The 17,322-nt window shown below is 62.1% G+C and carries 16 protein-coding genes and 1 pseudogene; 7 read left to right on the top strand and 10 right to left on the bottom strand.

The window, feature by feature from the left end; genetic code table 11:
* Positions 1–105: 105 nt before the first annotated feature.
* Complete coding sequence (locus CAF92_RS13155) at positions 106–420, bottom strand: hypothetical protein (protein ID WP_046615345.1); 315 nt, start codon at positions 418–420, stop codon at positions 106–108.
* A gap of 88 nt (positions 421–508) precedes the next feature.
* On the bottom strand, positions 509–1,951 hold the full coding sequence (zwf, locus tag CAF92_RS13160; RefSeq protein WP_085601080.1) for a glucose-6-phosphate dehydrogenase: 1,443 nt from the start codon (positions 1,949–1,951) through the stop codon (positions 509–511).
* Between the two features lie 103 nt (positions 1,952–2,054).
* Between zwf and hexR the strand changes: the two genes are divergently transcribed.
* Together hexR and CAF92_RS13170 are read left to right on the top strand one after the other, a co-directional pair.
* On the top strand, positions 2,055–2,921 hold the full coding sequence (gene hexR / locus CAF92_RS13165; RefSeq protein WP_011536461.1) for a transcriptional regulator HexR: 867 nt from the start codon (positions 2,055–2,057) through the stop codon (positions 2,919–2,921).
* Between the two features lie 212 nt (positions 2,922–3,133).
* Positions 3,134–3,352, top strand: coding sequence for a PA3496 family putative envelope integrity protein (locus CAF92_RS13170; RefSeq protein WP_080958475.1), 219 nt, complete (start codon positions 3,134–3,136; stop codon positions 3,350–3,352).
* Here the strand turns inward: CAF92_RS13170 and CAF92_RS13175 are convergent.
* Positions 3,294–4,256 carry a LysR family transcriptional regulator gene (locus tag CAF92_RS13175; RefSeq protein WP_085601081.1) on the bottom strand — a complete coding sequence of 321 codons (963 nt, stop codon included), beginning with the start codon at positions 4,254–4,256 and terminating at the stop codon, positions 3,294–3,296. The two genes, CAF92_RS13170 and CAF92_RS13175, sit on opposite strands and share 59 nt — an antisense overlap.
* 189 nt (positions 4,257–4,445) lie before the next feature.
* On the opposite strand from CAF92_RS13175, the gene CAF92_RS13180 reads away from it, so the two are divergent.
* The 4 genes and pseudogenes from CAF92_RS13180 (at position 4,446) to CAF92_RS13195 (ending at position 8,548) form a co-directional block, all read left to right on the top strand.
* Complete coding sequence (locus tag CAF92_RS13180; RefSeq protein ID WP_013974837.1) at positions 4,446–5,861, top strand: acetyl-CoA carboxylase biotin carboxylase subunit; 1,416 nt, start codon at positions 4,446–4,448, stop codon at positions 5,859–5,861.
* Between the two features lie 11 nt (positions 5,862–5,872).
* On the top strand, positions 5,873–7,681 hold the full coding sequence (gene oadA / locus CAF92_RS13185) for a sodium-extruding oxaloacetate decarboxylase subunit alpha (protein ID WP_085601082.1): 1,809 nt from the start codon (positions 5,873–5,875) through the stop codon (positions 7,679–7,681).
* 88 nt (positions 7,682–7,769) lie between these two features.
* Positions 7,770–8,273, top strand: a pseudogene (locus tag CAF92_RS13190) (type II toxin-antitoxin system HipA family toxin); the annotation flags it as partial.
* Positions 8,270–8,548, top strand: a complete 279-nt coding sequence (locus CAF92_RS13195; protein WP_046615350.1) for a helix-turn-helix domain-containing protein — start codon at positions 8,270–8,272, stop codon at positions 8,546–8,548. The pseudogene CAF92_RS13190 and the gene CAF92_RS13195, both read left to right, overlap by 4 nt.
* Before the next feature lie 50 nt (positions 8,549–8,598).
* Here the strand turns inward: CAF92_RS13195 and CAF92_RS13200 are convergent, their stop codons facing one another.
* From CAF92_RS13200 to CAF92_RS13210, 3 genes are read right to left on the bottom strand one after another with little or no spacing between them, the layout of a single operon-like run.
* Positions 8,599–9,270: a GNAT family N-acetyltransferase gene (locus CAF92_RS13200; protein ID WP_085601083.1), complete on the bottom strand. Its 672-nt coding sequence runs from the start codon at positions 9,268–9,270 to the stop codon at positions 8,599–8,601.
* 7 nt (positions 9,271–9,277) lie between these two features.
* Positions 9,278–9,724 (bottom strand): GNAT family N-acetyltransferase, encoded by a 447-nt coding sequence (locus CAF92_RS13205; protein WP_046615352.1) that lies wholly within the window; start codon positions 9,722–9,724, stop codon positions 9,278–9,280.
* Between the two features lie 11 nt (positions 9,725–9,735).
* Positions 9,736–10,365 carry an FMN-binding negative transcriptional regulator gene (locus CAF92_RS13210; protein ID WP_085601084.1) on the bottom strand — a complete coding sequence of 210 codons (630 nt, stop codon included), beginning with the start codon at positions 10,363–10,365 and terminating at the stop codon, positions 9,736–9,738.
* A gap of 90 nt (positions 10,366–10,455) precedes the next feature.
* On the opposite strand from CAF92_RS13210, the gene CAF92_RS13215 reads away from it, so the two are divergent.
* Positions 10,456–12,000 carry a PLP-dependent aminotransferase family protein gene (locus tag CAF92_RS13215; RefSeq protein ID WP_085601085.1) on the top strand — a complete coding sequence of 515 codons (1,545 nt, stop codon included), beginning with the start codon at positions 10,456–10,458 and terminating at the stop codon, positions 11,998–12,000.
* Positions 12,001–12,134: 134 nt separating this feature from the next.
* Here the strand turns inward: CAF92_RS13215 and CAF92_RS13220 are convergent, their stop codons facing one another.
* From CAF92_RS13220 to aspA, 4 genes are all read right to left on the bottom strand, one after another.
* On the bottom strand, positions 12,135–13,238 hold the full coding sequence (locus CAF92_RS13220; RefSeq protein ID WP_085601086.1) for a polyamine ABC transporter substrate-binding protein: 1,104 nt from the start codon (positions 13,236–13,238) through the stop codon (positions 12,135–12,137).
* Positions 13,238–14,281 carry a histone deacetylase family protein gene (locus tag CAF92_RS13225; RefSeq protein ID WP_085601087.1) on the bottom strand — a complete coding sequence of 348 codons (1,044 nt, stop codon included), beginning with the start codon at positions 14,279–14,281 and terminating at the stop codon, positions 13,238–13,240. Before CAF92_RS13225 ends, CAF92_RS13220 begins: the two co-directional genes overlap by 1 nt.
* Positions 14,282–14,512: 231 nt before the next feature.
* Complete coding sequence (locus tag CAF92_RS13230) at positions 14,513–15,505, bottom strand: AraC family transcriptional regulator (protein ID WP_085601088.1); 993 nt, start codon at positions 15,503–15,505, stop codon at positions 14,513–14,515.
* Positions 15,506–15,734: 229 nt separating this feature from the next.
* Positions 15,735–17,159, bottom strand: coding sequence for an aspartate ammonia-lyase (gene aspA / locus CAF92_RS13235; RefSeq protein WP_003260072.1), 1,425 nt, complete (start codon positions 17,157–17,159; stop codon positions 15,735–15,737).
* Positions 17,160–17,322 lie beyond the last annotated feature (163 nt).

Raw genomic sequence — 17,322 nt, forward strand, 5'->3', positions numbered from 1 at the left:
AATGGGGCAAACCTCCACTGTATAAATATTCACCTGCCGCATGCCCGTTCATCGAGCTGATGGCAGGTGCCAGGCCACCGCTCGGGCGACCTGGCCGGCAGCGGCTCAGTCAATCGCCTCGATGGTGCGAATTTCGCAGCGCTGCGAACTGTCGGCATGGATTATCTCCACGGTTTTCCAGCCAGTGCCGCCTGCACGTTCGAAGACCACGGTTTTTTCCGTCAGCACCTGCGGTGTGATTGCGCCGCTATCCAGCAGTTGAAGCTCCAGCACTTCCCAGCCACCCCTGTGGCGCACCTTGGGCTCGACCAGTACCGGTTCGATGGCCGGGGAGGCGACCGTAACCGTGCCATGAACCCTGAAAACCTGCTTGCCGTGGGCGATGTCGTTGATTGCAACGAGGTTGGTGATAGTAGCCATTGTCTGCTCCTGTCTAGGGTTGAAAGTAGCGCCAGCGCGCTGGGGCTACTTTCTGCCCTTTCGCCTGACACGGGAGCAGGGCAGTGCTTCAGCTATGCCAGTGCCTGCCGTGCCTGGCCAGCAGGCTGTTGGCTTGCTCCGGCCCGTTACTGCCTGCCGGGTACGGGCGCGGTGCCTGGAAGTGCTCTTCACAGCCCTTGATGATCGGGTCGATCCAGGCCCAGGCCGCTTCCACTTCATCGCGGCGCATGAACAGCGTCGAGTCACCCTCCAGTACATCCAGCAGCAGGCGCTCGTAGGCGTCCCAGCGGCGGGTCTGGCTGAACACCTGGGCCAGGTTCAGATCCAGGTCTACAGGTTCCAGGCGCATGCCCTTGCCCGGGCTCTTGGTCATCATGCGCAGGCTGATGCGTTCGTCCGGTTGCAACTGGATCAGCAGCTGGTTGACCTGGCCACCGTTGAACAGCTCGTGGGGCACCGGCCTGAACTGGATGACGATCTGCGATGAGCGCCGTGCCATGCGCTTGCCCGTACGCAGGTAGAAGGGCACGCCCGCCCAGCGCCAATTGTCGATGTGCGCCTCGATGGCGATGAAGGTCTCGGTGTCACTGTCGTTGTCGACGTCCTTTTCGAAATAATAGGCCGGCACTTCCTGGCCGCCGATGCGCCCGGCGCCATACTGGCCGCGTACGGTCTTGTCCTGCACATCCTGGCCAGTGATGGGCTTGAGAGCCCGCAGAATCTTCACCTTCTCGTCACGCACCGCTTCGGCTTCAAACTGCGCGGGGGGCTCCATGGCCACCAGGCATAGCAGCTGTAGCAAGTGGTTCTGCAGCATGTCGCGGGTCGCCCCGGCGCGGTCGTAGTAGGCGCCGCGGTTCTCTACCCCCAAGGTCTCGCATACGCTGATCTGCACGTGGTCGACCTGGTTGTTGCGCCACACCGGCTCCAGCAGGGCGTTGGCAAAACGCAGGGCCATGAGGTTCTGCACGGTTTCCTTGCCCAGGTAGTGGTCGATGCGAAATACCTGGTTTTCCTCCAGCACTGCGCCAATCGCTTCGTTGATGGCGGTAGCCGATTCCAGCGAGTGGCCGATCGGCTTTTCCAGCACGATGCGCGCTTCGGCGTCGGCCAGGCCGGCGTTATGCAGGTGCTTGGCAATAGGCACGAACAGGTTGGGAGCGGTGGCCAGGTAGAAGATGCGCGTCAAGCCGCCGGGCTCGCCCAGGTAGCGCGCCAGGCGGCCGAAATCGGCGCTTTGCGAAGCATCCATGGCGAAATAGTCGACTCGTGCTGAAAACCGCTGCCAGACCTCTTCGTCGAAGTCGTTGCGGGCAATCTGTGCCCGGCAATGGCGCTCGGCAAGCTTGAGATAATCGTTACGTGGCAAGTTGCGTCGTGCCAGCGCGATGATCCGCACGGCGTTGTTCAAACGGGCCTCGCGAAACAGGTGGTAGAGCGCCGGAAGCAATTTGTGCAGGGCCAGATCGCCGGTGCCGCCGAAGACCAGAATGTCGCAAGGAATAGTCAAACCACCACTCTCCACGTTCGTTTAACTGGGCGGGTTGGCGTCCATGTAGTATAACTACAAGAAAGCTACAACCCGGCCAGCCGATCATAACCGAGTCCAGCCTGTGAATCTGTTGCAACATATCGCCCAATCGCGCCACCTGCTGCGCAAATCGGAACTCAAAGTAGCCGACCACGTGCTGCTCGACCCGGCTGCCGTCATGCACAGCTCCATGGCCGACCTGGCGCACAGCGTGGGTATCAGCGAACCGACCATCGTGCGTTTCTGCCGCGCGATCGGTTGCTCGGGCTTCCAGGACCTGAAGCTGAAGCTGGCGCAAAGCCTGGCTGCGGGAGCCAGTTTCGGCCAGTTCGCTATCCATGAAGACGACTCGGTCGCCGACTACAGCCTGAAGATCTTCGACACCACGCTGCACACCCTTATGGAAGTGCGCGAGCACCTGGACCCGCAGGCGCTGCAGCAGGCAGTGACCGCCATGGCCCAGGCGCAGCGTGTGGAGTTCTATGGCTTTGGCGCCTCCGGTGCGGTAGCGGCCGATGCCCAGCACAAGTTCTTCCGGCTGCTGCTCAGCGCGGCAGCCTATTCCGACCCGCACATGCAGGCGATGTCGGCGGTGACCCTGAAGCCGGGTGATGTGGCGGTATGCATTTCCCAGTCGGGCCGTTCCAAGGACCTGCTGATCACTGCCAACCTGGTCCGTGAGAGCGGCGCCAACCTGATTACCCTGTGCCCCAGCCAGACCCCGCTGGCGGAGCTGTCGACGGTCAACCTGGCGATCGACGTGCATGAAGACACCGAAATCTACACCCCGCTGACTTCGCGTATTGCCCACCTGGTGGTGATCGACGTGCTGGCCATGGGCGTGGCCATGGCGCGCGGGCCGAGCCTGGTCAACCACCTGAAGAGCGTGAAGCGCAGCTTGCGCAGCCTGCGCTTGTCGCCCAAGTCGATCAAGGCTACCGACGACTGAATTCTTCCTGCACTGGCCTCTTCGCGGGCTTGCCCGCTCCCACAGGGATTGCGCCAATTTCAACAGGTGCACAGTACCTGTGGGAGCGGGCGAGCCCGCGAATGGGCCAGCACAGGCAGTAAAAATTCACGGTTTTGTCACCATTCCACAGCCAAACCGTAAACCATCAAAGCCAGTCTGAAACTCCCCGCATCCTATCAGGGAGACAGGCAATGGCTCGTGACTTCGACGGTACGTACCAACCCAGCGCCAAGGCTCGCAAGCAGCAGGAAAAGGATCAGCGCCGCATGGAATACCGCCGCGCGATCGAGAGCTATTGCGACCAACGTCAACTGCTTCGCGAACTCGTGGACTACCCCGAGCTGCGAGAGCTCACGGTCTGGCAGGCGTCGGCAGCAGCTTCCCCGAAAAACGCTCAACCAGTGCGCTGATCAGTGCACGTTCGCTACGGATGAACGCCAGGAAGGCCAAGGCCACCGGCGACTGCCGTTTGGCCTTGGACTGCACCACGCACCAGCTGCGGTACAGCGGTAGTTCCTCCACAGGCAGCTCCCTCAGCACCCCGGTGGCCAGCTCCAGGTTGACCGCATGGCGGGTAAGCAGGGCAATGCCAAGGCCGGCAATCACGCACTCGCGCTGGGCGTCGGCCGAAGCCACCTCCAAGGTCTGGGTGAAATGCACGCGCTTGTCCTTGAAGTATTCCTCGCAAGCCTTGCGCGTGCCCGAACCCTGTTCGCGGACCAGCAGGGTATGAGGCTCCAGGTCCTGCAGGCGCAGTTGTTCCAGCTTGCACAACGGGTGCTCGGGCGGCGCCACCGCGACGATCGGGTTGTTGAGGAATGGCAGAAACTCCAGGCCCATGTCCTGCGGCACCATGGACATGATGATCAGATCATCGCGGTTGTCCGAAAGGCGGCGGATGGCCTGGGCGCGATTGACCACCGTCAGGGTCAGGTTGACCTCCGGGTGACGCTGCTTGAAGGCCGCGAACAGGTGTGGCACGAAGTACTTGGCACTGGATTCGATAGCCAGTTTCAACTGCCCCTGCAATGAGCCCTGCATGTCCGACAACTGCATGTCCAGGCTCTCCAGGCGCCCGAAGATATCGCGGCTGGCGCGTTGCAGGGCCTCGGCAGCTTCAGTCAGGTAGAGTTTTTTGCCCACGTACTCGAACAGCGGCTGGCCGATCAGCTCTTCGAGCTGGCGGATCTGTAGACTTACGGCGGGTTGCGTCAGCGCCATCTCTTCCGCCGCACGGCTGTACGAACGCAAATCGCACACCTCGTTGAAGATCTGTAATTGACGCAAAGTCATACGCATCAAGGACTTACGCATTTTTATCCGCCCTTCGGCAACACCTTGTTACCGCACTATAAGCTTTTGCTAATACAGCCCCTAACAAATATTGATTTTTGTTTATCAACCTACAGCGCTAGGGTGAATGTGCGACTGGCCAGCAACGTCTGGTCACGCGCCGACCGGTAGAACCGGCTCGACTGTTCCTACGGCTTTGGGAAGACTCCAGTGATAAAAAAAATCCTGATCGCCAACCGGGGTGAAATCGCAGTTCGGATTGTCCGTGCCTGCGCCGAAATGGGCATTCGCTCTGTCGCGATCTATTCCGATGCCGACCGTCATGCCTTGCACGTCAAGCGCGCCGACGAAGCCCACAGCATTGGTGCCGAGCCGCTGGCCGGTTACCTGAACCCGCGCAAGCTGGTGAACCTGGCTGTGGAAACCGGCTGTGATGCCCTGCACCCGGGCTATGGCTTCCTGTCGGAAAACGCTGAACTGGCAGAGATCTGCGCCGAGCGCGGTATCAAGTTCATCGGCCCGGCCGCCGAGGTCATTCGCCGCATGGGCGACAAGACCGAAGCGCGTCGCACCATGATCGCCGCCGGTGTACCGGTAACTCCGGGGACCGAAGGCAACGTTGCCGATATTCACGAAGCCCTGAGCGAAGGTGACCGCATCGGTTACCCGGTCATGCTCAAGGCCACCTCTGGTGGTGGCGGCCGTGGTATTCGCCGTTGCAACAGCCGTGAAGAACTGGAACAGAACTTCCCTCGCGTCATCTCCGAGGCTACCAAGGCCTTTGGTTCCGCGGAAGTGTTCCTGGAAAAGTGCATCGTCAACCCCAAGCACATCGAGGCGCAGATCCTCGGTGACAGCTTTGGCAACGTCGTGCACCTGTTCGAGCGCGACTGCTCGATCCAGCGCCGCAACCAGAAACTCATCGAAATTGCCCCGAGCCCCCAGCTCACCCCCGAGCAGCGCGCCTACATCGGCGACCTGGCGGTGCGTGCGGCCAAGGCGGTCAACTACGAGAACGCCGGTACCGTGGAGTTCCTGCTCGCCGATGGCGAGGTGTACTTCATGGAAATGAACACCCGAGTGCAGGTGGAGCACACCATCACCGAGGAAATCACCGGTATCGACATCGTCCGTGAGCAGATCCGCATTGCCTCGGGCCTGCCGCTCTCGGTCAAGCAGGAAGACATCCAGCACCGCGGTTACGCGTTGCAGTTCCGCATCAACGCCGAAGACCCGAAGAACAACTTCCTGCCCAGCTTCGGCAAGATCACCCGTTACTACGCCCCCGGCGGCCCGGGCGTGCGTACCGACACGGCGATCTACACCGGCTACACCATTCCGCCGTTCTACGACTCCATGTGCCTGAAACTGGTGGTGTGGGCGTTGACCTGGGAAGAAGCCATGGACCGCGGCCTGCGGGCCCTGGACGACATGCGCGTGCAAGGGGTGAAGACCACCGCCGCGTACTACCAGGAAATCCTGCGCAATCCGGAATTCCGTAGCGGCCAGTTCAACACCAGCTTCGTCGAAAGCCACCCTGAACTGACCAACTACTCGATCAAGCGCAAACCCGAAGAGCTGGCCCTGGCCATCGCTGCCGCCATCGCCGCCCACGCAGGCCTGTGAGGAACCCCATAATGTCCAAGAAAATTCACGTAACCGACACGATCCTGCGCGACGCCCACCAGTCCCTGTTGGCCACCCGCATGCGTACCGAAGACATGCTGCCGATCTGCGACAAGCTCGACAAGGTCGGCTACTGGTCGCTGGAAGTCTGGGGTGGCGCCACCTTCGACGCCTGCGTGCGCTTCCTCAAGGAAGACCCGTGGGAGCGCCTGCGCAAGCTGCGCGCGGCGCTGCCCAACACCCGCCTGCAAATGCTGCTGCGCGGCCAGAACCTGCTGGGCTACCGCCACTACAGCGACGACGTGGTCAAGGCGTTCGTCGCCAAGGCAGCGGTCAACGGTATCGACGTGTTCCGCATCTTCGATGCCATGAACGACGTACGTAACCTGCGCGTGGCCATTGAAGCGGTCAAGGCTGCCGGCAAGCACGCCCAGGGCACCATCGCGTACACCACCAGCCCCGTACACACCATCGAAGCTTTCGTGAACCAGGCCAAACAGATGGAAGCCATGGGTTGCGACTCGGTCGCGATCAAGGACATGGCCGGCCTGCTGACCCCGTTCGCCACCGGCGAACTGGTCAAGGCACTGAAGGCAGAGCAGTCGCTGCCGGTGTTCATCCACTCCCATGACACTGCCGGCCTGGCCGCCATGTGCCAGCTGAAGGCTGTGGAAAACGGCGCCGATCACATCGACACCGCCATCTCCAGCTTCGCCTGGGGCACCAGCCACCCAGGCACCGAGTCGATGGTTGCCGCGCTCAAGGGCAGCGAATTCGATACCGGCCTGGACCTGGAACTGCTGCAGGAAATCGGCCTGTACTTCTATGCCGTGCGCAAGAAGTACCACCAGTTCGAAAGCGAGTTCACCGCTGTGGATACCCGCGTGCAGGTCAACCAGGTACCGGGCGGCATGATTTCCAACCTGGCCAACCAGCTCAAGGAGCAGGGCGCCCTAAACCGCATGAACGAGGTGCTGGCAGAGATCCCGCGCGTGCGTGAAGACCTCGGCTTCCCGCCACTGGTAACCCCGACCTCGCAGATCGTCGGTACCCAGGCGTTCTTCAACGTGCTGGCCGGCGAGCGCTACAAGACCATCACCAACGAGGTGAAGCTGTACCTGCAAGGCGGTTACGGCAAGGCTCCGGGCGTGGTCAACGAGCAGCTGCGCCGTCAGGCGATCGGCAGTGAAGAAGTGATCGATGTGCGCCCGGCCGACCTGCTGAAGCCGGAAATGGCCAAGCTGCGTGCCGATATTGGCGCCCTGGCCCGTTGCGAAGAAGACGTGCTGACTTTCGCCATGTTCCCGGACATTGGCCGTAAGTTCCTCGAAGAACGCGAAGCCGGCACTCTGACCCCTGAAGTCCTGCTGCCAATTCCTGAAGCGGGCGCAGTGGCGTCTCATAGCGGTGAAGGCGTACCGACCGAGTTCGTCATCGACGTGCACGGCGAAACCTACCGCGTCGACATCACCGGTGTGGGCGTGAAGGCCGAAGGCAAGCGCCACTTCTACCTGTCGATCGACGGCATGCCGGAAGAAGTGGTGTTCGAGCCGCTCAACGAATTCGTCGGTGGCGGCAGCAGCAAGCGCAAGCAGGCCAGCGCCCCGGGCCACGTCAGCACCACCATGCCGGGCAACATCGTCGATGTGCTGGTCAAGGAAGGCGACATGGTCAAGACCGGGCAGGCTGTGCTGATCACCGAAGCGATGAAGATGGAGACCGAAGTGCAGGCGGGTATCGCTGGCAAGATCGTGGCCATCCACGTGGCCAAGGGCGACCGCGTGACACCGGGCGAGATCCTGATCGAGATCGAAGGCTGAGATAAGCCCTCATCTACTGGCGGTTTACCTCGGGGGAGCGGATGCTCCCCTTTTTTTATGTACCGACTCACGCTCCAATTACATGACTCTGGAGTACGCCTACGAGCAGGGCGCGGCCATAGGTGGCGCGACAGGCGCCGGTGGAGAGGCGCCAAAGCTGCTGATGACCGAAGATAAAAACGGCCACCTGTACCCGGACGCGGTGCTTGCGGATGAGAGGGCCTGTCGCCATTGGTTCATCAAGTTCGCCAGGCAACAGGCCTTGGCCGATGATCAGGAGATCCTGCGGGCCGAGTACCTCTATTACAGGGCGTTGCAGCAGCTTGGCATCGAGACGGTGGCCAGTGAACAGACGAAGTGGCCCGCTTTGATCGAAAGAGCAGGCGAAATCGACTGGCAGGCAGCCTGTGTTGCGCTGGCCGAATTCATCGATCCGGATGAGGCTTACCAGCGTCTGCGTCAGGAGGCCCGGCACCTATTGGCATTGCCTAATATCTTGTCCGGCCTTGGGCTCCCGGAGGTAGTGATGAATCACCCGGCGATTGCGCTGGGCAAGCTTGAGCGCCGAATGGCGGAGTGGGGGTTGGCATGACGGTTTCCATCGATGCCCGAGGTCTGATGATCGATGGCGTGCGCGAAGGTATTGCCGACGGCACAATCGAGCTGGGTGCTGCCGTTCGCCGCCTGCGTGTAGAAGTTGCAAAGATGCAGCAGACCCAGTTTGCGCTGATGTGCAAGATTTCCGTGCGAACGCTCATTCAGATCGAGCAGGGGGACGGTAACCCCACGCTCAAATCGTTGAACGCGGTATTCAAACCGTTCGGTTTGCAGATGGGCGTCGTCAGGCGTGCGAGCCCGATCAGATAACCGGGCTTGCACCGACCGCGGGCCTGCCGGCCCGTGATCGGTTATGCCGTTCACCCCCTACGGCAGTCCTCAAGTGTCCGCACCTGGCCTTGCGGCCGCTGGTTCTCTTCACTCAACCAGCGCTCGAACGCGGTCGCCAGCGCCGGCCACTCCTCATCGGTAATCGAATACCACGCCGTATCTCGATTGTGGTCCTTCACCACCAGGTGCTTGCGGAACACTCCTTCATGGACAAAGCCAAACCGCTCAGCCGCACGCTTGGAGCGTGCGTTGGCGTTGTTGCACTTCCACTCCAGCCGGCGGTTGCCCAGCTCGAAGCCCAGCTTGCCCAGCAGGTACACCGCCTCGGTGCCCTTGGGCGTACGCTGCATGGCGGCGCCGAAGGCGACGTGCCCGATTTCGATGCGGCCGTGGTCGGGCACGATCGACATCAGGCTCAGGATGCCTTGGGCCTGGCCGCTGGGGCGGTCGATGACGGTGTAGAACAGCGGGTCGCGGCCAGCGGCGTTACCTTCCAGCCAACGGTCGAAGGCGGCACGTTCGGTGAATGGGCCATAAGGGAGGTAGTCCCACAGCACCGGGTCGGCCGCCGGGCCTTGCAGCACCTCCCAGAGGTCTTCGCCATGGCGCGCCGGGTCGAGCTTTTCCAGGCGGATGAAGCGGCCGTCGATGGGCTCGGCCTGGGGGGCTGCGGCGGGTTTCCAGTTCAATGCGTCGGTCATGTTCGGTTCAGAACTCTTTGCGGAATTGGATGAAGCCCGAGCGCTCGGCAACCTGTTGGTACAGGCTGATGGCGGTGGCGTTGGTCTCATGGGTCAGCCAGTGCACCTTGCTGCAGTTTTCGGCCTTGGCTGCAGCGTAGACATGCTCGATTAGCTGGCGACCGATACCCAGGCCACGTTGCATGCTGTCTACGTACAGGTCCTGCAGGTAACAGGCGTTGCCGATACTCCAGTTGGTACGATGGTAGATGAAGTTGACCATGCCCACTGCCTTGCCATCGACCCAGGCCAAGGCCGAATGGGTCGGTTCGTTCGGGTCGAGCAGGCGTTGCCATGTGCTGAGGCTGACCTCCTCGGTCAATTCGGACTCATAGAAGTGCAAGTAGGCCTGCCACAGGGCCTGCCAGGCAGCATGGTCTTGGGTGGTGACAGGGCGCAGGGTAACGCTGGACATGAGCTATTCCTTCAGAGTTGGCGCATGTGCGCCGCGAGTTGGTTATCCAGGTAATCGGGGCTGGCGCTCAGGCCTTCGCGCACGCCGGCAATGTCTTGCTCGGAGCGGTTCTGGCTGAGCTTGCGCGCGCCTTGCAGGCGGGCGATGGGCAAGCGGATGCCGACGATGGCTCGGAGCATGCCATCGAGGTAGTCACGCGGGGCATCGGTGACGTTCCACGGTTCGCCGCGGCCTTGCTCGTGGCGCTCGGTCAGGCGGCTGACAATGGCCAGCAATGGTTCGGCTTCGTGGATCACTTCGGCAGGACCATAGGCGTGCACGGCCAGGTAGTTCCAGGTTGGCACCACCTTGGGGTTGTCGGCCTTGCTCGGGTAGTAACCGGGGCTGACATAGGCATCGGCACCGGGGAACACCAGCAGGGCTTCGCCACCTTGCTTCAGGTCGTGCCACTGGGGGTTGGCCCGCGCGAGGTGGGCATAGATGGTGCCGAATTTGCCTTCGGCGATATCGACCAGCACTGGCAGGTGCGTGGCCAGCAGGCCTTGTTCGCCCTGGCTGACCAGGATGGCCAGGCGGGTGTCGAGCATGTGCTGGTGCAGGCGCCCGAGGTCGTGTTCCTGATGGGGTTTGCTGTTGTACATGCTCGGTTTCCTTGTGATATGGCTCCATCCTAGGCAGGCTATTGGTTCATAGTAAGAGCCATTGACAGCTGTTTTTATAGGTCCAATACCGTGAGCGAGCGCCCCTTCGTATTGCCTTTCGACCCTGCCGGGATCGCCCTCGATCGCCGTCGCGGGCTCAGCCAGCAGCTATACCAGGCGCTACGTGCGCGGGTGCTGGACGGGCGCCTGAGCAGTGGCACGCGGCTACCGGCCACTCGTGACTTGGCCGCCATGCTGGCGCTGTCACGCAACAGCGTGGTCCGGGCTTATGACCAGCTATATGCCGAGGGCTACATCGAAAGCCGGGTAGGCGACGGCACCTATGTCAGCCAGTTACCGAAACTCTCCACTGCAAAACTATCCACACAAGTATCCACAGGGTTATCCCAGTGGTTATCAACAGACTTATCCACATTTTCCTCAGAGAATACTGAGGATTTATCCAGCAAGCGCTGTTCCAGCGAGCCTTTGGAGCGCCTGAAAAGTAACCATCTTCAGCCCCCGAGAAGCGGTGCCCCGCGTGCTTTTCGTGTCGGTATTCCGGCGTTCGATCTGTTCCCGTTCGACGTCTGGGCCAAGCTGCAGGCGGGTTTCTGGCGCAACCCGGCTCCGGCGCAATTGGGTTATGGTGACCCGGCAGGCGAGCCGTTGTTGCGCGAACTGATCGCGGCCTACCTGCGTCGCTCCCGTGGGCTGAGTTGTACGGCTGAACAAATTGTGATCACCAGTGGTGCGCAGCAGGCCATCAGCCTTTGTGCACAGTTGCTGTTGCAGCCCGGCGACGGTGTGGCTGTGGAAAACCCGGGTTACCGCGCAGCCGGGCATGCCTTTGCGCTGGCCGGTGGCAGGTTGTGTGGCGTGCCGGTGGACGAGGATGGCATGGACTGTCACCGGCTCGGGCAACTGATGGATTGCCGGCTGGCCTATGTCACGCCAGCTCACCAGTACCCGACCGGGGTGACCATGAGCCTGGCGCGCCGCCTGGAGCTACTGGCCTGGGCCGAGCACAGCGATGGCTGGATCATCGAAGACGACTACGACGGCGAGTACCGTTACAGCGGTGCGCCCTTGGCCCCGCTTGCGGCGCTCGATCGGCACGGACGGGTGCTGTACGTCGGAACCTTCGGCAAGATCGCCTTTCCGGCGTTGCGCCTGGGCTACCTGGTATTGCCGCCGCAACTGGCACAGGCGTTCAGCCAGGCCAGGGCGCTGGCGGTGCGGCATTCGGAGGTCAGCAGCCAGTGCGTGATGGCCGAGTTCATGGCCCGGGGGCACTTCCAGCGGCATATCCGGCGCATGCGCAAGGCGGCGTTGAGCCGGCGCAATGTGCTGAAGGCTGGCTGGCCTTTGGATATTCCGGGTTTGGGCGGCATGCCGGAGGTGGCGGCCGGGCTGCATGTGAAGGTCGATGTGGATAACTTTGCGCGGGAGCAGGAGCTGGTGGCCAAGGCTGAAGCGGTGGGGGTGGAGGTGACGCCGCTGAGCAATTTCTGGCTGGTGGACAGCGAGCAGCCTGTGGATAAGCGCGCGGGGCTGGTGCTGGGGTTTGCTGCGGTGCCGGAGGGGGAGATTGCCGAGGCTTTGATGCGCTTGCGCAAGGCCTGGAGGAAGTGAATAGGGCCCCTGTGCGCCCCGATCGCCGGCAAGCAGCCAGCTCCCACAGGTACTGCATCTGCTTCGAAACAGTGGAGCTCTTGTGGGAGCTGGCTTGCCGGCGATTGGGCTGCAAAGCAGCCCCCGGCTCTAAATCAGGTACCGGACTTGATCCGCGTCCAAGCCCTGGTCCGAGCCCGCTCGGCATCCCGCGTCAGGGGCTTGAGGGTATAAAGCTTGGCCATCGCCTCCGCTGTCGGATACAGGTTGGGGTTGTTGCGAATCGCCGGGCTCACCTTGTCGGTCGCATCCTTGTTCGGGTTCGGGTACCCGACAAAGTCACTGATCGGCGCAATCACTTCGGCCCGCAGCAGGTAGTTGATGAACGCGTGGGCATCTTCCGGGTTGGCCGCGTTCTTCGGAATCGCCAACATGTCGAACCAGATCGGTGCGCCTTCCTTGGGTAGGCGCATGTCCACTACCACGCCATTCTTAGCCTCGACGGCGCGGTTGGCAGCCTGCGAGAAGCTGCCGCTGTAGCCCACTGCCACGCAGATATCGCCGTTGGCGATGTCGGCCATGTATTTCGAGGAATGGAAGTAGGTGATGTGCGGGCGAATCTTCAACATCAGCGCTTCGGCTTTCTTGTAATCAGCCGGTTTGTCGCTGTTCGGTGGCAAGCCCAGGTACTGCAACGCCAGCGGCATGATCTCCGACGGCGAGTCGAGCAGGGCCACGCCGCACTGCTTGAGCTTGGCGATGTTCTCTTCCTTGAAGATCAGGTCCCAGCTGTCCACCGGCGCGTTGTCGCCGAGCGCAGCCTTGACCTTGGCCGGGTTGAAGCCGATCAGCACGGTGCCGTACATGTAGGGCACGGCAAATTTGTTGCCGGGGTCGTTGGCCTCGATCAGCTTCATCAGTGCCGGGTCCAGGTGCTGCCAGTTCGGCAGCTTGCTGCGGTCCAGCGGCTGAAACACTCCCGCTTCGATCTGCTTGGCGAGGAACACGTTGGACGGCACTACCACGTCATACCCGGAGTTGCCGGTCAGCAGCTTGGCTTCCAGCGCCTCGTTGGTGTCGAAGATGTCGTAGACCAGCTTCACACCGCTTTTTTTCTGGAACTCGGTGAGGGTTTGCGGCGTGATGTAGTCGAACCAGTTGTACACCCGCAGGGTGCGCTGTTCGGCCTGGGCGTGCAGGGCACAGGAGAACAGGGTAGCGGCGATGAACGGGGCGAGCAGACGCTTGAGTCGGACCATTACCGGGCTCCTGGCTGGGCGTGCTGAAAGCCTTCCAGCACATTGACCGCGTTGATACCGATTTCTTCCACAGCGTAGCCGCCTTCCATCACGAACAGGGTCGGCTTGCCGAGCTGGGCGATGCGCTTGCCCATTTCCAGGTAGTCCGGGCTATCCAGCTTGAATTGCGAGATCGGGTCGTCCTTGAAAGTATCCACGCCCAGCGAGATCACCAGCACATCGGCGTCATAGGCAGCGATGCGCTGGCAGGCGTCCTCCAGGGCAGCGCTCCAGGCGGCCCAGTCGCTCCCGGCCGGCAGTGGGTAGTTGATGTTGCAGCCTTCACCGGCACCCTCGCCGGTTTCATCGGCATGGCCGAGGAAAAACGGGAACTCATCGCGCGGGTCGCCATGGATCGAGGCGAAGAACACATCGTTGCGGTTGTAGAAGATGTCCTGGGTGCCGTTGCCGTGGTGGTAGTCGACGTCGAGGATGGCGACCTTGCGCCGGCCCTGGTCGAGGAAGGCCTGGGCGGCGATAGCGGCGTTGTTCAGGTAGCAATAGCCACCCATGACTTCGCCGGCGGCATGGTGCCCTGGCGGGCGACACAGGGCGAAGGCGGAATGTGCGCCTTGCTGGATCGCCGCCTGGGCGGTCAGGGCGACCTGAGCAGCGCTGTAGGCGGCCTGCCAGGTGCCGGCGGTGATCGGTGCGCCGGCATCGAAGCTGTAGTAGCCCAGCTCACCATGCAGGCCGGTGGGTTTTACCTGGCGCAGGGTGCGTGCGGGCCAGGTGAACGGCAGCAGGTCGCCTTCCTGGCCCAGTGCGGCCCAGCGCGCCCAGGCGCCTTCGAAGAAATCCAGGTAGCCGGCGCTGTGGATGCGCAGCAACGGTGCGCGGCCGAAGTCGCTGGGGCCCTGGATGTCGCCAAGGTTGCGCTTCTTTACCTGGTCGAGCACATGGTCGGCGCGTGACGGCATTTCGAAACACGGCATCAGCTTGCCGTCGATCAGCTCGCAGCGGCCGTGGTGCAGGCGGTGGTCATCGGAATAGATCGTCAGCATTGTTGTTCTCCGGTGGGTACTGGCGTGGGCCCATTTTCATGGGCGGGCCAGTGGGGGAGAACGACGCAAGTGGCCAAAAGGGGATTGATGTGGCCAAGCTCATTGGCTGAATTTGTTGGTGGCCTGTACTGGCCCCTTCGCGGGTGAACCCGCTTCCACAGCGATTGCACACACTCATGTGCAACACTGTACTTGTGGGAGCGGGTTCACCCGCGAAAGGGCCAGTACAGGTCAACCGCGAAAATGGCTGGGCGCTACACCGCTCCAACGCTGGAAGGCATGCCGAAAACTGGCGGTCTCGCTGAACCCCAGGCACTCGGCAATCCGATAGATCGGCATTTGCTCATCAGCCAGCAACTGCTTGGCCCGCTCGAACCTCAGTTCATCCAGCAGCTGTTGATAACTGCTGCCCAGCGCCTGCAAATGCCGGCGCAGAGTGCGCGATGAGCAGTTCATCTGCCGCGCCAGCCCTTCCAGCCCGGGCGCTGCATCCAGTTGCTGGGCCAGCAGTTGGCGAATCCTCCCCAGCCAAGCCTGGCGGCCAGTGAACTCCAGGTTCAGGCGCCGGCAGCGTTCGCTCATGGCCTTGTGGGTAATCGGGTCTGCCAGCGGCAGCGGCGTGTCCAGCCAGCGCCGTTCGAAGGCAAAGGCATTGTCCTCGTCGTCGAAACCGACCGGGCACTGGAATGCCCCGGCATAGAGTGCGTGGTAGCCGGGCCGTGGGTGTTCGAAACGGGCTGCCAGCAGGGGCAGCGGGCGGCCAAGCAGGTCGTCGCAGATCACCTTCAGCGACACCAGACAGAACTCGGCGTTGAAGGCGGTCAGCGTCGGGCTGTCGTGGTAGTCGCTGGCGCTGAACCAGACGCGCTGGCCGTCGTCGAGCAAACGCAGCTTGAAGACTGTTCCCAGCAGTGCCGGATACTGCAGTGCCAGGCGCAAGGCGTCACCCAAAGTGGCACTGGAGAGCAGGGCGTAACCGAGCATGCCGTAGCACGACACATGCATGCGCCGGCCCAGTTCCAGGCCGATATCCTCGCGTCGGGCAACGGCGTTGGCGCACACTTGCAGTTCCTGCTGGGTGGTGATGCGTGCGTCGGCATGGCCCAGGTCTGCCGGGCCGATGCCGCTGCCGGCCAGCAGCGCCGACGCCTCGCAACCATCTGCCTGGAAGACGTTGAGGATCAGCGAAACCGCGTTGAGGGTGGTCAGGTGGCTGTGCAGCATGCTGGGTAATCCCGTTGGGCTGGGACGCATTATGGAGCAAGTTGTGTGCCGGAGTACGGAGGGCCAGGCAAGCCGCGGTCCCTGTAGGAGCGGCCTTGCGTCGCGATGGGCTGCAACGCAGCCCCAAAATCCTCAGGCAAAAAAAAGGCCCGAAGCATAGGCTCGGGCCTTGGAAAGGTTGAGAGGTGTCTAGTCCCTCGACCTGGTGAGACTGTTTACAGCGGCCTGGTTACGCCTTCAGCGGAACCAGACGTGGAGCGATCATGTTTTCCGGACGCAGGATGTCGTCGAGCATCGCGTCGTCCAGCAGCTTCTCTTCGCGCACCAGTTCCAGTACGCCGCGGCCGGTTTCCAGGGCAACGCGGGCGATACGGGTGGCGTTTTCGTAGCCGATGTACGGGTTCAGGGCGGTGACCAGGCCGATCGAGTGCTCGACCAGTTCACGGCAGCGCTGTTCGTTGGCGGTGATGCCGACGATGCAGTGCTCGCGCAGCATGTCCATGGCGCGTTGCAGCAGGCGGATCGAGTCGAAGATCTTGTAGGCGATCAGCGGCTCCATAACGTTCAACTGCAGCTGGCCACCTTCGGCGGCGACGGTCAGGGCCAGGTCGTTGCCCATGATGGCGAAGGCCACCTGGTTGACGGCTTCCGGGATAACCGGGTTGACCTTGCCTGGCATGATCGAGCTGCCTGGCTGACGCGCTGGCAGGTTGATCTCGTTGATGCCGGTGCGCGGGCCGCTGGACAGCAGGCGCAGGTCGTTGCAGATCTTCGACAGCTTGACGGCGGTACGCTTGAGCATGCCGGAGAACAGCACGAAGGCGCCCATGTCAGAGGTGGCTTCGATCAGGTCGGCAGCCGGTACCAGCGGCTGGCCGCTGATGGCAGCCAGACGCTGCACGGCCAGGGCCTGGTAGCCAGGGTCGGCGTTGATGCCGGTGCCGATGGCGGTACCACCCAGGTTGATTTCGGTCAGCAGTTCCGGAGCCAGCGAGCGCAGGCGCTGCAGGTCTTCGGTCATGGTGGTGGCGAAGGCGCGGAATTCCTGGCCCAGGGTCATCGGTACGGCGTCCTGCAGCTGGGTACGGCCCATCTTCAGTACGTGGTCGAACTCTTTACCCTTGGCAGCAAAGGCCTGGATCAGGCTGTCGAGGCTGGCCAGCAGGGCGTCATGGCCCAGCAGCAGGCCCAGACGGATGGCCGTCGGGTAAGCGTCGTTGGTCGACTGCGCCATGTTCACATCGTTGTTCGGGTGCAGGTACTGGTACTCACCCTTCTGGTGGCCCATGGCCTCCAGCGCGACGTTGGCGATGACTTCGTTGGCGTTCATGTTGGTAGAAGTACCAGCACCGCCCTGGATCATGTCCACCACGAACTGGTCGTGGTAATCGCCTTTGATCAGGCGGGCGCAGGCTGCGGTGATGGCAGCGTGCTTGGCATCGCTCAGGTGACCTAGCTCACGGTTGGCGTCGGCAGCAGCCTGCTTGACCATGGCCAGGGCCACGACCAGCTTCGGGTAGTGCGACAGCGGAACACCGGAGAGGTGGAAGTTGTTGGCAGCGCGCAGGGTCTGGATGCCGTAGTAGGCATCTGCAGGAACTTCAAGGGTACCCAACAAATCTTTTTCGACGCGGAACGATGCAGCGGAGGACATGATGTATATCATCTCGATTTTGACCCGGCACATGCCGGAATGGCGCCAATCCTAGGCCTGAAGGTGATTTTGCGGCCAATGCTGTTGCACGCTAACCTATGCACAAACGGCATAGTGTTTCATGTGACGCCAATTGACATTCGAGCGTGTTCCATTTTGGTGC

The sequence above is a fragment of the Pseudomonas sp. B10(2017) genome, from assembly GCF_002113295.1.
Classification (GTDB): domain Bacteria; phylum Pseudomonadota; class Gammaproteobacteria; order Pseudomonadales; family Pseudomonadaceae; genus Aquipseudomonas; species Aquipseudomonas pudica.